Raw genomic sequence first — 15,766 nt, forward strand, 5'->3', positions numbered from 1 at the left:
GCGGACAAGCTACGAGGAAAAGGGGCGACATATGCGTGAGCAGCAGAGGCCGTCGTGCGTCCAGCGCCGAGGGATGCGATGGGGACTTGTGTCCTGGCTGTGTCTGGGCGCGGTGGGCTGTGGCGGAGTCGCCGGGCCCGAAGCCACCGGAGCCGAGCCTTCGTCGTCCGCGTCCGCGGGGCTGGTGGAGCGCGTGCGAGATTCAGCGGAGCTGGCGAAGATGAAGGACTACGTCGACTCGCTCTACGACGCGAAGTCCGTGGTGCACCGCTTCACCAGCAAGGGCGGTGATGGCATCGACTGCGTGCCGCTGTACGCGCAGCCCGCGCTGCGGCAGCCCGGCATGGCGCACCACCGCATCCAGTTGGCGCCGGGAACCGAGCCCGTGTCGCTCGAGCGCCTCGTCGCGTCCCCCACGGCACCCGACGTGAAGTGGCGGACCGAGCCCGCGACGCTGGAGGGTCTGGAGACCGCGCCGGACGACCTGGACGCCACGGGCGCGCTGCGTCGCTGCCCGGAGGGCTCCGTGCCCATCGTCCGACTGACGCTCGACACGCTCAAGCGCTTCGAGTCGCTGGACGACTTCCGTCAGAAGGTCCCCGGCCACCTGCGTGGCAACGCCTCGGTGGAGACCGACAAGCTCCGCTCGCTGGGGTACGGCACGCCGTCGGTGCGCGCCGGCCCCACGGACCTGCACCAGTACGCGCACGCTTCCCAGGGCGTGGCGAACATGGGCGCGGAGGCCTTCTTCAACATCTGGAGCCCGTTCACGGAGCTGTCCAGCGAGTTCAGCCTGTCGCAGATGTGGGTCGTCCGTGGCTCGGGCTCGACGCTGGAGACGGTGGAGGCCGGCTGGCAGAAGTACCGGGACCTCTACGGCGATGACCGGGCGCGCCTCTTCATCTACTTCACGCCCGACAACTACGGCAGCGGCGGTTGCTACAACCTGAGCTGCGGCGCGTTCGTCCAGGTGAACAACACCGTCACCATTGGCGGCGGCTTCAACCAGTACAGCGTCTTCAACGGCCCGCAGTACGAGTTCAAGCTGATGTGGTTCAAGGATGGCACCACCGGCGCCTGGTGGCTGAAGTTCCAGGACGTCTGGGTGGGCTACTACCCGCGCACCCGCTTCGACGCCGCGGGGTTGATGGACCGGGCCGACGTCATCGACTTCGGCGGTGAAATCATCGACAACCGCAATGGCAACCTCCACACGTCCACGGACATGGGCAGCGGCTCCTACCCGGGGCAGGGCTTCTCCTTCGCGGCCTATACGCGCAACATGCTCTACGTGGACACCGCCAACACCTACCGGGAGCCCGCGTCGCTGGGCGCCTGGCGCAATGACAGCAACTGCTACGACATCATCCAGGGCAACAACCCGGGAGGCTGGGGCCGGTACTTCTACTTCGGCGGCCCTGGCTACAACGCCAACTGCATGTAGCCACACGCGGTGACTCGGGAGGGGAGCGGGCGCCAGACGTGCCCGCTTCCCTCTCGCGATGCTCCGTCGCAGGGAGTCGGGGCAGGGGCGCGGGCCATGGCTGGCCCAGCGCGCGCGTCGGGGGCAGCTTGAAGACTGGATGGGGGCCTCCTCTCACCGTGTCGGCCGGGCGAAGAGGCTCGGGCTCGCCTGGTGGTCAGGGTGGAGCCGAGCGGGGAGCCTCCGGAACGGGAGCGCCATGCAGACCGAGAACCCAACCCTGGACCTGGACAAGGTGGACGAGGCGGTGAGTGGGCGCATCGTCGACGCGGGGCCGGACCACCTCACCATCCACGACACCGGCGCGGGAGAGGACCTCACGCTGCGCATCGACGACCGCACCACCTACGCCTGGACGGACTCCCGCAAGCGGGGACAGCTGACCGACGAGGCCCAGGTCCGGGTGGGCTTCTACATCGCCGGAGGCGTGCACACGGCCGCCGAAATCATCGTGATGGACCCGGGAGATGGCGAGTCCATCGCCGCGGAGACGCTGCCCGACCAGTACCAGTGAGCCCGCGCCGGGAGGGGCGCGTGGAGGCCTCTTTCCGGTGGTCCGCCCCTCAAGCGCTACGAGGCTCGCTTGGGGGCGCGCAGGTCGGTGATGGGCAGCGGGTGACGTGCGCCCTGGGGTGAGACGAGGGCCGCGTTGAGGACGAAGTCCTGGCCCATCCGCAGCTCCAGGGTGGTGGGCCCCTTGTGCGTGGTGCGCCAGTCCAGGTCGATGCGCACGGTGCCCAGCAGCTCGCGGTCCACCGTGGTGGTGTCGAGCGATTCGAAGAGGGCGACGGAGATGGGGCCGGGGATGAGCGGCAGCTCCAGCGTGACGGATTTGGTCGCGGGCACGGGGGTGTTGGCGGGGATGACCTCGTGCTGCGCGCCGCCGGGCACCATGATGCCAATGGGCATGGGGACCACGTCCGCCAGCCCGCTGATGCCGCGCGCCAGGTTGCGCCCGAGAATCGCCGCGCCCACCGCCACGCCCAGCTCCGGGTTGACCTCCTTCTCCGAGGACAGGCGCTTGAAGTGGGCGAAGCGCTGGCGGATGACGGGCATGCGCGTCTGGCCTCCCACCAGCACCAGCTCATCCACGTGCTCGGCCTTCAGCTTCGCGCGCTCCAGCACGTCGTCGCACGCGGACGCGGCGCGCTCGATGAGCTGGAACACCATCTCCTCCAACTGCTTGCGCGTGAGCGTGTAGTCGAAGTCGACGAAGCCGCCGTCCTTCTGGGCGATGCAGGGCACGCGCAGCACGGTGGAGTCCTTCGCGCTGAGCAGCATCTTCGCGGACTCGGCGGCGAACACCAGCCGCTGCATCACCACCTGGTTGCCGCGCAGGTCGATGCCGTGCTGGCGCTGGAAGTCCGTCACCAGCATCTCGACGATGCGCTCGTCGAAGTTGGCGCCGCCCAGGAACGCGTCGCCGCCGGTGGCCAGCACCTTCACCACGCGGTTCTGCACCGCGAGCAGCGTGGCGTCGAACGTGCCGCCGCCCAGGTCGAACACCATCACCGTCTGCTCGGGGTTGCGCAGGTTGGCGTAGTACAGCGCCGCCGCCGTGGGCTCGTTGACGATGGCGCGCACCTGGAGCCCGCACTGCTGGGCGGCCTGTCGCACCGCCTCGCGCTGGCGGATGCTGGCGTGCGCGGGCACGGTGAGCACGCACTCGCGGAAGGGCTCTCCGGCCGCGTGGGTCGCCAGCGTGAGAATCTGCCGGATGACCAGTTGGGTGACGTCCGTCAGCGACGTCTGCTTCCCGTACATCGTCACCGCGGTGTAGCCGTCCGGGGCCTCCACCAGCTCGAAGGCGTACTTGTCCTTGTGCTGCGTCACGTACTCGGACTGGAAGCGGCGGCCGAGGAAGCGCTTGGCGCCGAAGACGGTGTGGCGGGGGTCGTCGATGATTTGACGCCGCGCCGCGTGGCCGACGATGGCCTTGTCCGCCGCGTGGAACCACACCACCGAGGGCAGCGTGAAGCTCTTGTCCGTCACGGGCACCAACCGCAGCTTGCCCGCCTTGTCGAAGAAGGCCGCCGAGGTGTTGGTGGTCCCGAAGTCGATTCCGAGGATGGAGGCCGTGCTCATTCTCCTCCGAGTCTCCCATGTCCTGAGCGACGGTTCAGCTTCGGAGCGTCCTCGTTCTCTGGCCCCGCGGCGTTTTGTGCCCGCTCGCTGTCATTTCCACCTCACCGGGGGTGGGTGCCCCTACACGTGCTCCATCACCATGACGGCCACGGTGTGGGGTGCGAGCGCCTCGTAGATGTGGGGCACGTCGCCGGAGAAGGTCGCGTAGTCGCCGGGGCCCAGCTCCACGGTGGCGTCGATGGGGCCCGCGCGCAGGCGGCCCTTGCTGACGACCAGGTGCTCGACGCTGCCGGGGATGTGGGGCTGGGCGTTGCGGGAGGCGCCGGGCTCCAGGCTGATGACGTAGATATCTCTGCGTGCGCCGGGAGGACAGGCGGACAGCATGATGCCGGTGAAGTGGGCCTGCTCGGAGCGGATGGCGGCGCCCTCGCCCGCGCGGATGACGCGCACCTCGCGGGTGGGTGGGTCGACCAGGCGGCTGAAGGGCACGCCCAGGGCCACGGCCAGCGCCCACAGCGTCTCGATGCTGGGGTTGCCGCTGCCTGACTCCAGCTGCGACAGCGTGGACTTGGAGATGTTGGCGCGCCGGGCCAGCTCCGACAGCGACACGTCCGCGCGCTCGCGCTCCCGGCGCAGGGCGATGGCGATGGCATCCAGCGGGCGGGGTGGCCTGGTCGTTCGTTTTACCGGCATGGTCGTTCTTATTGACGAACGACAGGCTTCTGTCCACATTGGTGCGCATGGGAAACGTGGATCGCGCCCTCGTCCGGGATGTGGGTGCCGTGGCGCTGGCGTCCGGAGTGGTGGGCGTGTCGTTTGGCGCGCTCGCGGTGGCGGCGGGGCTGTCGGTGTGGATGGCCCTGTTCATGTCGGTGGTGGTGTTCGCGGGCGGCGCGCAGTTCGTCGCGGTGGGGATGGTGGCGGCGGGGGCCACGCCGGTGGCGGCGGTGTTCGCGGGGCTGTTGCTGAACGCGCGGCACCTGCCGTTTGGAATGGCGGTGGCGGACGTGTTGGGGAAGCGGTGGCCCACGCGGTTGTTGGGCGCGCACCTGATGGTGGATGAGTCGGTGGCCTTCGCCCTGGCGCAGCGGGAGCCGGGGCGCAAGCGCGCCGCCTATTGGTTGTGTGGCGGCATGCTGTTCGTGGCGTGGAACCTGGGCGTGGTGGTGGGCGGCTGGGCGGGACGCACGGTGGGCAACCCGGAGCTCCTGGGGCTCGACGCGGCGTTCCCCGCGAGCATGCTCGCGCTGCTGTTGCCGTCGTTGCTTCCGCCCAAGGAGGCGGACGCGTCCGAAGGGGTGAGGCTCAAGGCCACCAAGGGGCGACGGGTGGCGCTGGTGGGAGCGCTCATCGCCCTGGCGGCGACGCCGTTGTTGCCCGCGGGTGTGCCGGTGTTGCTGTCGATTCTCGCCGTGGGAGTGGCCCTGCGATGACGCTGTTGCCCATTCTGGTGCTGGCGGTGGGGACGTTCGGCTTTCGAATCGCGGGGCCGTTGTTGAGCGAGCGGCTCCAGTTGTCCGAAAGGGTGCAGGGGCTGATGTCCATGGCGACCATCGCGATGCTGGCGGCGCTCGTGGCCACGTCGACGTTGATTGTGCAGGGAGGCTTCGCGGGGTGGGCGAGGCCGGCGGGGGTGTTCGTCGGAGCGCTCCTGGCCTGGCGTCGGCTGCCCTTCATCGCGGTGGTGGTGGCGGCGGCTGTCACCGCGGCGGGACTGCGCCTGCTTGGGGTTCCGTAGCGCCGCCCTGGCGGATGCCTGTGATAGGGTTTCGCGGCCCCCGAAGCGAGGGGGCGACGAAGCAGTATCTCGAGTGGAAGGCGCCGTTCAGGTCCTTGACGCGGAGATGCTCACATGAAGAAGAAGCTGCTCGCGGTGTGCATGGTGCTGGGAATGCCCTTCGGGTTCGCGATGGGGATGATGTCGAGCCCGTCCGAAGCGGAGGCCAGTGGTGGATATGTCTGTCTCACCGAGTACTACTCGGACGACACGTACTCGCAACAGGTGGGCACCGAAGGTTGTGGTTGTTGGACGCCGTGCAAGCTCTTCGGGCAGCGGACGGAGTATGCCGTGAGGGAATGCACTCCCTGCTGAGGCTCGTGCAGGAGGGCGGCCCGCTCCGGGACAGGGAGCGGGCCGTGAGTCACTCAGGGACAGGTGCCCTGGTTGTACCGCTTGGGATAGAGCGTCAGGGCCCCGGTGTAGACAGGCGACGCGCCACACTCGCACTGCATCGTGCCGAGCACCGTCGTATAGGTCTTGTCGTAATACTTGATGATGTACTGGCTGTCGCAGATGGCCTGCGCGGACACCTCGCCCTCGGGCAAGGGGACTTCGGCTCCGCCTTCGTTTCCGCCACCGCAGCCCACGAACAGCGCCGCCGCCAGCAGTCCTCCGAGAATGCTTCGCATGCGTCCTCCAGGAACGGGTCTCAGGTGCATGTTGCACGTCGAGATTAGGTGATTGGACACTCCGCTGAAACCGTGCGTCCGATGACGCGGTGCGCGCCGGGTTTTCAAGCAACCGTGGACGAAACCTTCAGCCTGTCTAGACGATGGAGCCTCGATAGAGTCCCCCGTCATGGGCGTTGAGGGCACGTGCGCTTCACGAGGGCATCCGTCGTCATCTCAGCAGAACGGCTCGTGAGTGACGAATCAAGCAACCGAGCTGGCGCCAGATGTCGTGAGTCGTGATAGCTGCGATACATGCGAACGAACGGACGATGGCTCGGATTGACGTTGCTGACGACAACCCTCTGCCTCGCTGCCTGTGACTCGGACGATGACAACCCGGGTCCGGATGACGCGGGAGTGGGTGATGCCGGCACGCCGGACGCCGGTGGCTCGGATGCAGGGACTGACGCTGGCCCCACGGACCCAGGCCTGGAGCAGGGCGACGGCGTCTCTCGCGAGTCCACGGTGGTGGGTGGACACTCGGTGGACCGCTACACGTGGACGGACTCGCGGGGCCGCCCTCGCACGGTGTCGCTGAAGCGGCAGACGCCCGCGGGCAATGGAGGCTATGCCGTCCAGTTGACGTATCAGGTCCAGGCCGGCGCGGACTGGCGCACGGTGACGGTGGATGGCACGGGCGGCGGTGAGAGCGGCTTCGGCTACTTCGTCGGACACGAGCTGTACCGCACGTTCGACAACGGCTCGTCCGGCACCATCGCGGGGCTGCATGGAGAGGATGACTCGCCGCTGGGGTACGGCTTCGCGGTGCAGGGTTCGCACTCGGCCATCGTTCCGGGCTCCACGTCCGCCAGCCATACCTTCACGACGGCCTATCCGAAGTGGGGCACCCGCGTCGCCATGCCGGATGTGACGGCGAATACGCCCGCGGCGCTGGCGGCCCATCAGAAGTTCATGGTGCCCGTCACCCTCCGGTGGGTCTTCGAGAAGGGCACGGACTTCCCGCGCTTCGACACCCGGTTGGACCTGGGCGAGGCGGTGGCGGGGCAGCTCTCCTTCGACATGCGCGGGCCCTACGGCGTCGTGGAGTTCGCGGACTCGGACACCCAGGCCCCGCTCAGCAACGTGCAGTGGGGTGACACGCGCAATCACTTCACCACGCAGTCCCCCGTGGCGGGCTCGTTGACGACGCAGGCGGGCTGGACGTGGAACGAGCCCATCGGCGCCACGCGCAAGTATCACAGCCTGCTCGCGCGCCACTCGGGGACGGGCGTGCTGTACGAGCTGGGGCTCGTGGAGCTGAAGCTGGGCCAGGACGCGGGGCTCGTGTACGGCGGCTACAGCACCAACAACGGCTCGACGAAGGCGGCCACGGGACGGGCGCTGTTGAGCGGGGACTTCTCCGCGGGCGAGTGGCCCTTCCAGTCCGCGCAGTACAGCGGGCTCAATCCGAACACGGGCGTGACGGGGAAGAAGTTCGCGTGGGGCTCCAGCCCGTTCTACGGCTCGGCGCTCACCAGCGTGTACTTCAACAACGACTTCAGCTCGCCCATCACCGCCTTCCCCGCGAGCAAGGCGCTGCTCTACCGGACCTGCGTGGTGCTGGGCGTGTCTCCCTTCACCGACGCGAACCGGAAGTCCCTGACGCGAGGAGTGGCGGAGAGCGCGTCCCCGAGCTGCGCGACGGCCGAGCCACTCTGAGTCCGCCTGGTGGAGGCCCGTGATGTTCCGTCACGGGCCTCCGCGGGTGTGTCGATGATATGATGAGGCCATGAGGACGTTGATGGATTGGCTCATGATTCTCCTGCCATTCGCCGGGCTTGTCTTGCTCTGGGTCGTCTCGATTGCGCGAGAGAAGCAGCGTGCCGAAAAACTCTATCGGTTCATCGATGAGGGCTCGCTGAGCGAGGTCCAGTCCATGCTCTCGAAGCAGGCTTTCCCGAACCTGCGAACAGGGGTCGTCGCGAGCGCCATCGAAAGAGCCGTTGAAGCAAGACAGCCCGCTGTTCTCGATTATCTCCTGAGCACGGACCTGAAGCTGCTGACGCCTGGTCAGAAGCTCGCTTCGTTTCTCCATGAGCAGTCGCTGCGAGGTGGCTGGAGAGCCGTTGTTCTCTGGCGGTCTCGAACCGCGCACCCATTCGAGCCCTGGAGGGATTTGAGCAAGAAGGACAAATCGAAGTTGAGGAACAGGGCCTGTCGCGGCGGTGCCGCGGAGGCTTCAACGGCCCATCTTCGCCTTGAGCTTGGACGATGGACTGTCTCCTGACCGGAGACATCGTGGGTCATGCCTCGGACGAGCCCCGCCGCAGCCCCAGCGCCTTCATCTTCTTGTAGAAGTGTCCACGCTCCAGGTCCAGCAGTCGCGCGGCCTCCGTCACGTTGTCGTGGGTATGGGCAAGCACGTACAGGATGATCTCCCGCTCGGCGTCCTCCACCTGTTCGCGGAAGGTCTTGTCGGCCCGGGGCTGGAAGCCCGCCTGGACGGGCGCTGACACCGGGGGAGGGGGCGCCACCAGGGCTGGAGCCGGCGTGCTGGCCGCCACCACCACGGCCGAATCGACGGTGGGCGGAGGCGGAGTCAGCGCCGCCGTCACTTCCACCGGAGGCGGCACGCCACCGCGCCCCCGGGGCAGCAGCTCCAGCGCGTCCGTCCGGGTGACGATGGGGCCCTCGCAGAGGATGGCCAGTCGCTCGACCAGGTTGCGCAGCTCGCGCACGTTGCCCGGATAGTCATACGCGCTCATCACCGACAGCGCGTCCGGAGACAGCGTCAGCGGGCGGCGCCCGTTCTTCGCGCACGCCTCGCGGAGGAAGGCCCCCATGAGGTCCGGCAGGTCCTCGCGCCGCTCGCGCAGGGGCGGCGAGTGAATCTGGACGACGTTGATGCGGTAATACAAATCCTCGCGGAAGCGCCCCGCGGAGATCTCCTTCTCCAGATTCTTGTTCGTCGCCGCGATGACCCGCACGTCCACCTTGAGCGTCTCGGCGCCGCCCACCCGCTCCAGCTCGCCCTCCTGCAACACGCGCAGGAGCTTGGCCTGCATGGCCGGCGGCATGTCCCCAATCTCGTCGAGGAACAGCGTGCCCTCGTGGGCCAGCTCGAACTTGCCGCGCCGCACGCTCACCGCTCCGGTGAAGGCGCCCTTCTCGTGGCCGAACAGTTCACTTTCAATCAACTCGTGAGGCACCGCCGCGCAGTTGAGCTTCACGAACGGGTTGGCCTTGCGCCGCGAGTTCTGGTGCAGCGCCCGGGCGATGAGCTCCTTGCCCGTGCCGTTCTCACCGGTAATCAGCACCCGCCCCTCCGAGGGCGCCGTGCGCTGGATGAGCGAGAAGATGCGCTGCATGGCCGGGCCGCTGCCCACCATGTCGTAGCGCCCGAGCTGCTCGCGCAGCTCCCTGAGCTCCTCCATCGCCGCCTGGTGCTTGAGCACGTTGCGCAGCGCGACGAGCAGCCGCTCCCGGGCGATGGGCTTCTCCAGGAAGTCCCTCGCGCCCAGTTGGGTCGCCTTCACCGCCGTGTCGATGGTGCCGTGCCCCGACATCATGATGACGGGCAGCTCCGGCTTGAGCTCCGTGAGCCGGGCCAGCGCCGTCAGCCCATCCATGTCCGGCATCTTCACGTCCATCAACACCGCGTCCACCGGACGCGCGCTCACCACGTCGAGCGCCACCTGGCCGCTGGCCGCCAGATGTGTCTGATACCCGGCAAGCTGTAACGACTGGCTCAGGGTCAGCAGAATGTTCTTCTCGTCATCGACGATGAGGACGGATGCGGGCATGTGGGGCGCTCCCGGCCGGGGGCCACGTCACGCGGCCGCTTCACGGGCAAGGGCCACAATCTCACGGAAATTATTTGGACATTCAAGGGTTTCGGGGCGCGGGGGGGTGTCTCGAAAGGGACAAATGCTTTGACTCACCCCTCCGACTGCGACTACACGCGACCCGAATACCCGCCCCCTGCGGGTGCTTCTTTCGTTTTCAAGATTTTCGGGAGGAATGATGCGTCGGATTTCTCTTTGGGCGGGCCTCGGCCTTGCCATGGCCGTGCTGACCGGCTGCCCCCCCAGCTACCCCAACTGCAATGACGATTCGACCTGCTCCGAGAAGGGCGAGGTCTGCGTCCAGGGCCAGTGCCAGGAGTGCGCCACCGACGCGAACTGCAAGGAGGGCTTTACGTGCCAGGGCAACAAGTGCGCGCCCAAGCCCCCCGAGTGCACGGTGGACAACCAGTGCGGTGATGGCCGCATCTGCGAGGCCGGCAAGTGCGCCGAGGCCCAGTGCAAGGACGACTCGGCGTGCCCCTCCGGTGGCAAGTGCCAGGCCGGCCGCTGCCAGGTTCCCTCGGACACCTGCGCGGCCAACTCCGACTGCGGTGAGGGTCAGGAGTGCAGCTCCGGCCGCTGCGTGACGGCCGCCGCCGACAAGTGCGACTGGAGCCCGGTGCGCTTCGGCTTCAACGAGTCCTCCCTGACCTCGGAGGCCCAGCAGCGCCTGTCCGACCTGGCCACGTGCCTGAAGACGGGCCAGCAGGGCAAGCTGACCCTGGCGGGCCACGCCGACGAGCGCGGCACCGAGGAGTACAACCTCCAGCTGTCCAACCGCCGCGCGCAGGCCGTCAAGCGCTACCTGACGGACCTGGGCGTGAAGTCCAACTCGGTGACGACGGTGGGTTACGGTGAGACCCGCCCGGCCAGCAACGCCTCTTCCGAGGACGCCTGGTCCGAGAACCGCCGCGTCGAGTTCCAGCGCTAGTTGAGGCTGGGGTAGGCTGTGCGCCACATGGCCGTCCACGAGCCGGAAGCGCGGCAGTCCTATCTCGTTTTTGCCTGCGGTAGCAGTTGGTACGCGGTACCCGCGGAGAGCGCGGCGGAGGTGGTTACCTTCCCCGAGCTGACGCGGGTACCGGGCTCCCCTGCCCACCTGTTGGGCGTGTTCGCCCACCGAGGAGAGGTCATCCCGGTGGTCGACATGGGCCTGCTGGTGGCGGGGGTGAGCCAATCCTCGCGGCGGGCCGTGCTGGTGCGGCTGCCGCGTGGCACGCTCGGCCTCACGGCGTCCACGGTGGCGGGTGTGTCCCCGGTGACGGGCGCGCTGGAGCCCCTGGGCTCCGCCGGCGTCCAGGTCCACCTGCGGGGCCCCGCCAAGAGTGGCCCCAGGGATGTGGCCGTCATCGACCCCGAAGGGCTCTTCGACCATCTCAGCCAGGGGGCTTGACCCATGGCTCCAGCCAGTCCCGTCCGGGGCATGCTGTTCTGCCATGCGGGCCCGCATCGGCTCGCCTTCGCCGCGCACGAGGTGCTCGCCATCTCCTCTCCCGGTGAGGAGGCGGACGCGGCCTCTGCCCGGCTGGCGTTCCAGGCTCCGGCGGGCGCCATGCGGGTGCTGGTGGCGGCCTCGGGCGGCGCGGTGGGGGTGGACACGCTCGAAATCGACGCGGAGTCGCACCCGGTGCTTCCCGCGCCCTGTGTGACGGTGCACGCCTCGGGGGGCAGCCTGCGGGGTTTCGTGCTGGCGCGCGGGGTGCTGTGGCCGCTGTTGGGCCTGGCGGACTTCGAGCGCTTCCTGCGGGGCCTGGTTCGGGGGGCGGCATGACGGGGCCCAGGGACGTGCGGGGCCTGGCCCGGTGGCTGGCGCGTCCGGTGGCGCCCGCCAGCTCGGTGGGCATCTCCCTGGCGCTGCTGCATGGCCTGCTGACGGAGGCGCTTCCCGTCGAGTCGTGGCCGCGCTTCCTGGGGCTCGTCGTCCTCGTCACGGCGCTGTCGCTGTGGCTCATCCAACTGCATGCGCGGCGCTCGCTGCGCGTGCTGTACGCCGTGGGCGACGGGCGGCTGTCGGCTTCGTCGGAGCATCTCAAGGCGGCGTTGTTGGAAGCCCGGGGCTTTCCCGAGCGGTGTTTCTCCTTCGCGCTCCAGAGCTGGCTGGTGGGCGCGTTGGTGGTGGCCTTCATCTTCATCCCCTGGGTGGACGCGCCCCTGTCGCTGGGGCCGCGCATCCTGCTCGTGGGCGTGTCGCTGGGCTCGCTGACGGCGCTGCTCATCTACCTGCTGGTGGTGCGCCGCTGCCGGGAGGCGGTGGAGCTCATCGCGGCCCGGGGCCTGTCGCCCATGGAGGTGGTGGCCGCGGCGCCGCCCCGACGGCTGCATATCCGCCGCCGCATGGTGCTCTTCACCGCCATCGCGGTGCTCACGCCGTCGCTGTTCATCCTCGACGCCACCGTCAGCCGCACCTCGCGCGCCATGGACGACGTGGTGCGGGCCCACTCGCCGGAGGAGCAGGACGCGGCGCTGCGGCGGGCGGATGACGGACGAGGGCTGGCGGTGGCGGGGCTGGTCGCCATCCTCGTGCTGCTGACGGCATACCTGGGGGGCACCGTCATCGCGGCGCCGCTGCGCGCCATCACCGAGGATGCCACCCGCATCGCCCAGGGGGACTTGCGTCCTCCACGAGTCATCGCCGCCGAGGACGAGGTGTGGGCCACCTCCGCCGCCTTCGCGCAGATGCAGGCGCAGCTCGGCCAGGCGCTCACCCAGCTGCGGCGCGCGGGGCTTCAAATCTCCACCACCACGGAGCAACTGGTGGCCACGTCCGGGGAGCAGGAGTCCGGCGCGGACGAGCAGGCCAGCTCGCTCAACGTGACGAGCGCGACGACGGAGGAGCTGGCGCGCTCGGCGCAGCAGATCGCCGGCAACGCGGAGTCGGTGTCCACCATCGCCGAGTCGACGTTCGCCGCCGCGCAGACGGGCCAGCGGGGCGCCGCCGCCTTCCTGGGCGCCATGCAGCGCATGAAGCAGGACAACCAGGCCATCGCGGACGCGGTGGTGCGGTTGAACAAGCGCGTGCAGCAGATTGGCAAGGTGGTGGAGTTCATCAACGAGCTGGCCGACAAGACGGACCTGCTGGCGCTCAACGCGGAGCTGGAGGGGACCAAGGCGGGCGAGGTGGGGCGGGGCTTCTCGCTGGTGGCCGCGGAGATGCGCAGGCTGGCGGAGAACGTCATCCGGTCCACCAAGGCGATTGAGCAGCTCATCGCGGAGATTCGCGACGCCACGCACGCGGCGGTGATGGCGACGGAGGCGGGGCTGAAGGCGATGGACGCGGGCACGGTGCTGGCGGCCGAAGTGGACGAAAGCCTGAGCCTCATCCTGGAGCTGGCGCGGCAGACGTCGCACGCGGTGCGCAGCATCTCCCTGGCCACGCAGCAGCAGCAGACGGGTACCGACCAGCTCGCCGCGGCCATGGGGGACATCCTGCGCGTCACGGAGCAGAACTCGGCGGCCACCAAGCAGATGGCGGTGGCGAACGCGGACCTGTCCACCCTGTCGAGGGACCTCAAGCGCGTGGTGGAGCGCTTCCACGTCGTGGCCGGGGAGGACGCATGAGCGCGCGCGGAGGCCCTCGGCGGGCCTCGTTCAGCCGGCATCTGATGCTGCCGGTGCCCCTGGCCAACCTGATGGGCGCGGCGCTGGGGCTTCACTACGCCCGGCTCACGCTCTCCGACGCGCTGGCCGTGGACGGGCGGCTGTCGCTGCTGCTCCGGCTGGGCGCGCTGCTGTGTGGCGTGGCGATGGTGGTGGGCTCGGCCGTGGCGCTCGGGCGGCTGCGCACGCTGCGTGGGTTGGAGCGGGGTGATATCTCGCCGACGCCGGAGTCCCTGAAGGCGGCGGTGATGGAGGTGACGCGCGCGCCGGATGAGTCCTTCCTGGGCTCGCTGGGGCTGTGGCTGCTCACCACCGTGGGGCTGGGGGCAGCGCTGTGGGGCGCGGGCGGCGCGGACGTGGACATGTCCCGTCGCATCGCCGGGCTGGGGCTGTTGTTCGGTCCCCTGACGGCGCTGCTGGTGCACTGCCTGGTCATCCTGCGCTCGCGCAAGGTGGTGCTGTGGCTGGCCGAGCTGGGCATGACGCACTCGCAGCTCATCGCGGCCATGCCCCGGCGGGCGGAGATTCGCGCGCGGCTGGTGGCCTTCGCCTTCATCTCCGTGGTGACGCCGGCGGTGTTGTCGGTGCAGCTCTCCTCGGCGCTGGGAGAGCGGGCGCTGGCCCAACTGGTGGAGCATGGAGCTCCGAGCGCGGAGCTGGCCTCGGCGCTGCGCCTGGAGGCGCTGGCGTCGGGAGGGCCGCTGGTGCTGCTCGTCTTCGGGCTGGGGCTCGCCACGGCGTACCTGGGTGGCACGTTGCTGGGGCGGCCGCTGCGGGAGCTGTCGAGCGAGGCGCGCCGCATCGCCGAGGGCGACCTGGCCAGCCCCCGCGTGGTGCCGGCGGAGGATGAAATCTGGGATGTGTCCGCCGCCTTCACCACGATGCGGGCGCACCTGGCGGATGTGATGTCGCAGCTGCAGCGCGCCGGGGCGCAGATTTCGGCCACCACCGAGGAGATTCTCACCACCTCCGGGCGCTACGAGATGGGCGCCGCGGAGCAGGCCAGCTCGCTGGACCAGACGAGCGCGACGACAGAGGAACTGGCGCGCTCGGCCCGACAGATAGCGGAGAACGCGGGCTCGGTGGCGCAGATCGCCCAGCGGACGCTGGGAGCCGCGCAGCAGGGACAGCGCAGCGCGGAGTCGTTCCTGGGCTCCATGGAGCGCATGAAGCAGGACAACGCCGCGATTGCGTCGGCGGTGGTGCGGCTCAACAAGCGCGTCCAACAGATTGGCAAGATTGTCGAGTTCATCAACGGCGTGGCCGACAAGTCGGACCTGCTGGCGCTGAACGCGGAGCTGGAGGGGACGAAGGCGGCGGAGGTGGGCCGGGGCTTCTCGCTGGTGGCCGCGGAGATGCGCAGGCTGGCGGAGAACGTGCTGGAGTCGACCAAGGAAATCGAGGGGCTCATCGAGGAGGTCCGCGAGGCCTCGGCCGCGGCGGTGTCCGCCACCGAGGGCGGCGTGCGCGCGGTGGAGACGGGGACGACGCTGGCCCAGCAGGTGTCGGAGTCGCTGCGGCAAATCACGAAGCTCGCGGGGAAGACGTCGGACGCGGTGCGCAGCATCTCGCTGGCCACGCAGCAGCAGCAGACGGGCACCGACCAGCTCGCGGAGACGATGGCGGACATCCTGCGCATCACCCAGCAGAGCCTCAACGCCACCAAGCAGGTGAGCACGGCGAACACGGACCTGCTCGTGCTGGCCAGGGACCTCCGCGAAGTGGTGGAGCGGTTCCAGATTGGCCAGGAGACGCTGCGGGAGGAGGGCGGGTGAACCCGAGCGAGCGCCTCCTCAGGCAGTTCCGGGACCTGGTGACGGTGCGCTTGGAGCGCATCAACCGGGCGCTCATGGAGCTGGAGGCGGGGGCGAGCGCGGAGGCTGGAAGGGGCGCGCTGCGCGAGCTGCACGGCCTCAAGGGCGAGGCCCGGATGATGGGCTTCGACGACATCAACGTGCTCGTGCACGAGATGGAGGAGCTGGTCCGCTGCACGGAGCCTCGGCGGTATTCGCTGTCGGCGGACTCCACGGACGCGCTGCTCAGCGCCGCCGACGTGGTGCTGCTGCTCTCGGGAGCCCAGCCGTCGACCGAGGTTTCGCCCGAGGTGGGGCGGCTCGTGGTCTGGCTCCAGGCGTGTACCCGGGCGGAGGCGGATGGGCCGTCGATGGGGGCTGGCTCGTCGGAGGTCGTCGGTCAGGAGCCCGCGGTGTCGCGCCGGGTCGACGCGGGTGAGTCGCTGGCCGCATTGGCTCGGGCCGCCGCCGTGGCGTCCGAGCTGGCCACGGGTAACCCTGCTCCAGCGGTGGTGGAGGACAAGGGCACAGGCGTACCTCGCGGCACTCTCGTGCAGGGCGCTGGGATGGGG

General features: G+C 69.2%; 17 protein-coding genes. 13 read left to right on the forward strand and 4 right to left on the reverse strand.

Annotated elements, in window-relative coordinates:
- Nucleotides 1–73: 73 nt before the first annotated feature.
- Complete coding sequence (locus HUW62_RS07795; RefSeq protein ID WP_176434041.1) at nucleotides 74–1,444, forward strand: neprosin family prolyl endopeptidase; 1,371 nt, start codon at nucleotides 74–76, stop codon at nucleotides 1,442–1,444.
- Between the two features lie 238 nt (nucleotides 1,445–1,682).
- Nucleotides 1,683–1,997 carry a hypothetical protein gene (locus tag HUW62_RS07800; protein WP_163861831.1) on the forward strand — a complete coding sequence of 105 codons (315 nt, stop codon included), beginning with the start codon at nucleotides 1,683–1,685 and terminating at the stop codon, nucleotides 1,995–1,997.
- A 56-nt stretch (nucleotides 1,998–2,053) separates the two neighbouring features.
- Here the strand turns inward: HUW62_RS07800 and HUW62_RS07805 are convergent, their stop codons facing one another.
- Complete coding sequence (locus tag HUW62_RS07805) at nucleotides 2,054–3,568, reverse strand: Hsp70 family protein (RefSeq protein ID WP_163861833.1); 1,515 nt, start codon at nucleotides 3,566–3,568, stop codon at nucleotides 2,054–2,056.
- A 120-nt stretch (nucleotides 3,569–3,688) separates the two neighbouring features.
- On the reverse strand, nucleotides 3,689–4,261 hold the full coding sequence (locus HUW62_RS07810) for a helix-turn-helix domain-containing protein (protein ID WP_163861836.1): 573 nt from the start codon (nucleotides 4,259–4,261) through the stop codon (nucleotides 3,689–3,691).
- A gap of 47 nt (nucleotides 4,262–4,308) precedes the next feature.
- Here HUW62_RS07810 and HUW62_RS07815 point away from each other — a divergent pair, with 47 nt between their 5' ends.
- The 3 genes from HUW62_RS07815 to HUW62_RS07825 all read left to right on the forward strand — a co-directional run bounded on the left by HUW62_RS07815 (nucleotide 4,309) and on the right by HUW62_RS07825 (nucleotide 5,660).
- Nucleotides 4,309–5,001, forward strand: coding sequence for an AzlC family ABC transporter permease (locus HUW62_RS07815; protein WP_176434042.1), 693 nt, complete (start codon nucleotides 4,309–4,311; stop codon nucleotides 4,999–5,001).
- Nucleotides 4,998–5,306 carry an AzlD domain-containing protein gene (locus HUW62_RS07820; protein ID WP_163861842.1) on the forward strand — a complete coding sequence of 103 codons (309 nt, stop codon included), beginning with the start codon at nucleotides 4,998–5,000 and terminating at the stop codon, nucleotides 5,304–5,306. Before HUW62_RS07815 ends, HUW62_RS07820 begins: the two co-directional genes overlap by 4 nt.
- Nucleotides 5,307–5,420: 114 nt before the next feature.
- Nucleotides 5,421–5,660 (forward strand): hypothetical protein, encoded by a 240-nt coding sequence (locus tag HUW62_RS07825; RefSeq protein WP_163861844.1) that lies wholly within the window; start codon nucleotides 5,421–5,423, stop codon nucleotides 5,658–5,660.
- A gap of 53 nt (nucleotides 5,661–5,713) precedes the next feature.
- Here HUW62_RS07825 and HUW62_RS07830 read toward each other — a convergent pair whose 3' ends face one another.
- Nucleotides 5,714–5,977 carry a hypothetical protein gene (locus HUW62_RS07830; RefSeq protein ID WP_163861847.1) on the reverse strand — a complete coding sequence of 88 codons (264 nt, stop codon included), beginning with the start codon at nucleotides 5,975–5,977 and terminating at the stop codon, nucleotides 5,714–5,716.
- A 294-nt stretch (nucleotides 5,978–6,271) separates the two neighbouring features.
- On the opposite strand from HUW62_RS07830, the gene HUW62_RS07835 reads away from it, so the two are divergent.
- Together HUW62_RS07835 and HUW62_RS07840 are read left to right on the forward strand one after the other, a co-directional pair.
- A complete protein-coding gene (locus tag HUW62_RS07835) occupies nucleotides 6,272–7,678 on the forward strand; it encodes a hypothetical protein (protein ID WP_163861850.1) in 1,407 nt (468 codons plus the stop codon).
- Between the two features lie 94 nt (nucleotides 7,679–7,772).
- Nucleotides 7,773–8,246, forward strand: coding sequence for a hypothetical protein (locus HUW62_RS07840; RefSeq protein WP_255203304.1), 474 nt, complete (start codon nucleotides 7,773–7,775; stop codon nucleotides 8,244–8,246).
- Nucleotides 8,247–8,262: 16 nt separating this feature from the next.
- Here the strand turns inward: HUW62_RS07840 and HUW62_RS07845 are convergent, their stop codons facing one another.
- On the reverse strand, nucleotides 8,263–9,762 hold the full coding sequence (locus HUW62_RS07845) for a sigma-54 dependent transcriptional regulator (protein WP_163861856.1): 1,500 nt from the start codon (nucleotides 9,760–9,762) through the stop codon (nucleotides 8,263–8,265).
- A gap of 220 nt (nucleotides 9,763–9,982) precedes the next feature.
- Here HUW62_RS07845 and HUW62_RS07850 point away from each other — a divergent pair, with 220 nt between their 5' ends.
- From HUW62_RS07850 to HUW62_RS07875, 6 genes are all read left to right on the forward strand, one after another.
- Nucleotides 9,983–10,735, forward strand: a complete 753-nt coding sequence (locus tag HUW62_RS07850) for an OmpA family protein (protein ID WP_163862756.1) — start codon at nucleotides 9,983–9,985, stop codon at nucleotides 10,733–10,735.
- A gap of 27 nt (nucleotides 10,736–10,762) precedes the next feature.
- Complete coding sequence (locus tag HUW62_RS07855; RefSeq protein WP_163861859.1) at nucleotides 10,763–11,197, forward strand: chemotaxis protein CheW; 435 nt, start codon at nucleotides 10,763–10,765, stop codon at nucleotides 11,195–11,197.
- Nucleotides 11,198–11,200: 3 nt separating this feature from the next.
- Nucleotides 11,201–11,575 carry a protein CrdC gene (locus HUW62_RS07860; RefSeq protein ID WP_163861860.1) on the forward strand — a complete coding sequence of 125 codons (375 nt, stop codon included), beginning with the start codon at nucleotides 11,201–11,203 and terminating at the stop codon, nucleotides 11,573–11,575.
- Nucleotides 11,572–13,362 (forward strand): methyl-accepting chemotaxis protein, encoded by a 1,791-nt coding sequence (locus HUW62_RS07865; protein ID WP_163861863.1) that lies wholly within the window; start codon nucleotides 11,572–11,574, stop codon nucleotides 13,360–13,362. The genes HUW62_RS07860 and HUW62_RS07865 overlap by 4 nt, the downstream gene beginning before the upstream one ends.
- The gene (locus HUW62_RS49620; RefSeq protein WP_163861865.1) at nucleotides 13,359–15,176 is read left to right on the forward strand and encodes a methyl-accepting chemotaxis protein; all 1,818 of its coding nucleotides are present in this window, start codon (nucleotides 13,359–13,361) and stop codon (nucleotides 15,174–15,176) included. The genes HUW62_RS07865 and HUW62_RS49620 overlap by 4 nt, the downstream gene beginning before the upstream one ends.
- The coding region (locus tag HUW62_RS07875) for an Hpt domain-containing protein (RefSeq protein WP_176434044.1) at nucleotides 15,173–15,766 on the forward strand (594 nt) is incomplete at its 3' end. The genes HUW62_RS49620 and HUW62_RS07875, both read left to right, overlap by 4 nt.

The organism is Myxococcus sp. AM011 (assembly GCF_013372595.1).
Lineage (GTDB): Bacteria > Myxococcota > Myxococcia > Myxococcales > Myxococcaceae > Myxococcus > Myxococcus eversor.

Bases quoted from the DNA above. Each gene is read 5' to 3' on its own strand.
- HUW62_RS07795 (WP_176434041.1), top strand. From the start codon at position 74: ATGCGATGGGGACTTGTGTCCTGGCTGTGTCTGGGCGCGGTGGGCTGT.
- HUW62_RS07800 (WP_163861831.1), top strand. From the start codon at position 1,683: ATGCAGACCGAGAACCCAACCCTGGACCTGGACAAGGTGGACGAGGCG.
- HUW62_RS07805 (WP_163861833.1), bottom strand. From the start codon at position 3,568: ATGAGCACGGCCTCCATCCTCGGAATCGACTTCGGGACCACCAACACC.
- HUW62_RS07810 (WP_163861836.1), bottom strand. From the start codon at position 4,261: ATGCCGGTAAAACGAACGACCAGGCCACCCCGCCCGCTGGATGCCATC.
- HUW62_RS07815 (WP_176434042.1), top strand. From the start codon at position 4,309: ATGGGAAACGTGGATCGCGCCCTCGTCCGGGATGTGGGTGCCGTGGCG.
- HUW62_RS07820 (WP_163861842.1), top strand. From the start codon at position 4,998: ATGACGCTGTTGCCCATTCTGGTGCTGGCGGTGGGGACGTTCGGCTTT.
- HUW62_RS07825 (WP_163861844.1), top strand. From the start codon at position 5,421: ATGAAGAAGAAGCTGCTCGCGGTGTGCATGGTGCTGGGAATGCCCTTC.
- HUW62_RS07830 (WP_163861847.1), bottom strand. From the start codon at position 5,977: ATGCGAAGCATTCTCGGAGGACTGCTGGCGGCGGCGCTGTTCGTGGGC.
- HUW62_RS07835 (WP_163861850.1), top strand. From the start codon at position 6,272: ATGCGAACGAACGGACGATGGCTCGGATTGACGTTGCTGACGACAACC.
- HUW62_RS07840 (WP_255203304.1), top strand. From the start codon at position 7,773: ATGATTCTCCTGCCATTCGCCGGGCTTGTCTTGCTCTGGGTCGTCTCG.
- HUW62_RS07845 (WP_163861856.1), bottom strand. From the start codon at position 9,762: ATGCCCGCATCCGTCCTCATCGTCGATGACGAGAAGAACATTCTGCTG.
- HUW62_RS07850 (WP_163862756.1), top strand. From the start codon at position 9,983: ATGCGTCGGATTTCTCTTTGGGCGGGCCTCGGCCTTGCCATGGCCGTG.
- HUW62_RS07855 (WP_163861859.1), top strand. From the start codon at position 10,763: ATGGCCGTCCACGAGCCGGAAGCGCGGCAGTCCTATCTCGTTTTTGCC.
- HUW62_RS07860 (WP_163861860.1), top strand. From the start codon at position 11,201: ATGGCTCCAGCCAGTCCCGTCCGGGGCATGCTGTTCTGCCATGCGGGC.
- HUW62_RS07865 (WP_163861863.1), top strand. From the start codon at position 11,572: ATGACGGGGCCCAGGGACGTGCGGGGCCTGGCCCGGTGGCTGGCGCGT.
- HUW62_RS49620 (WP_163861865.1), top strand. From the start codon at position 13,359: ATGAGCGCGCGCGGAGGCCCTCGGCGGGCCTCGTTCAGCCGGCATCTG.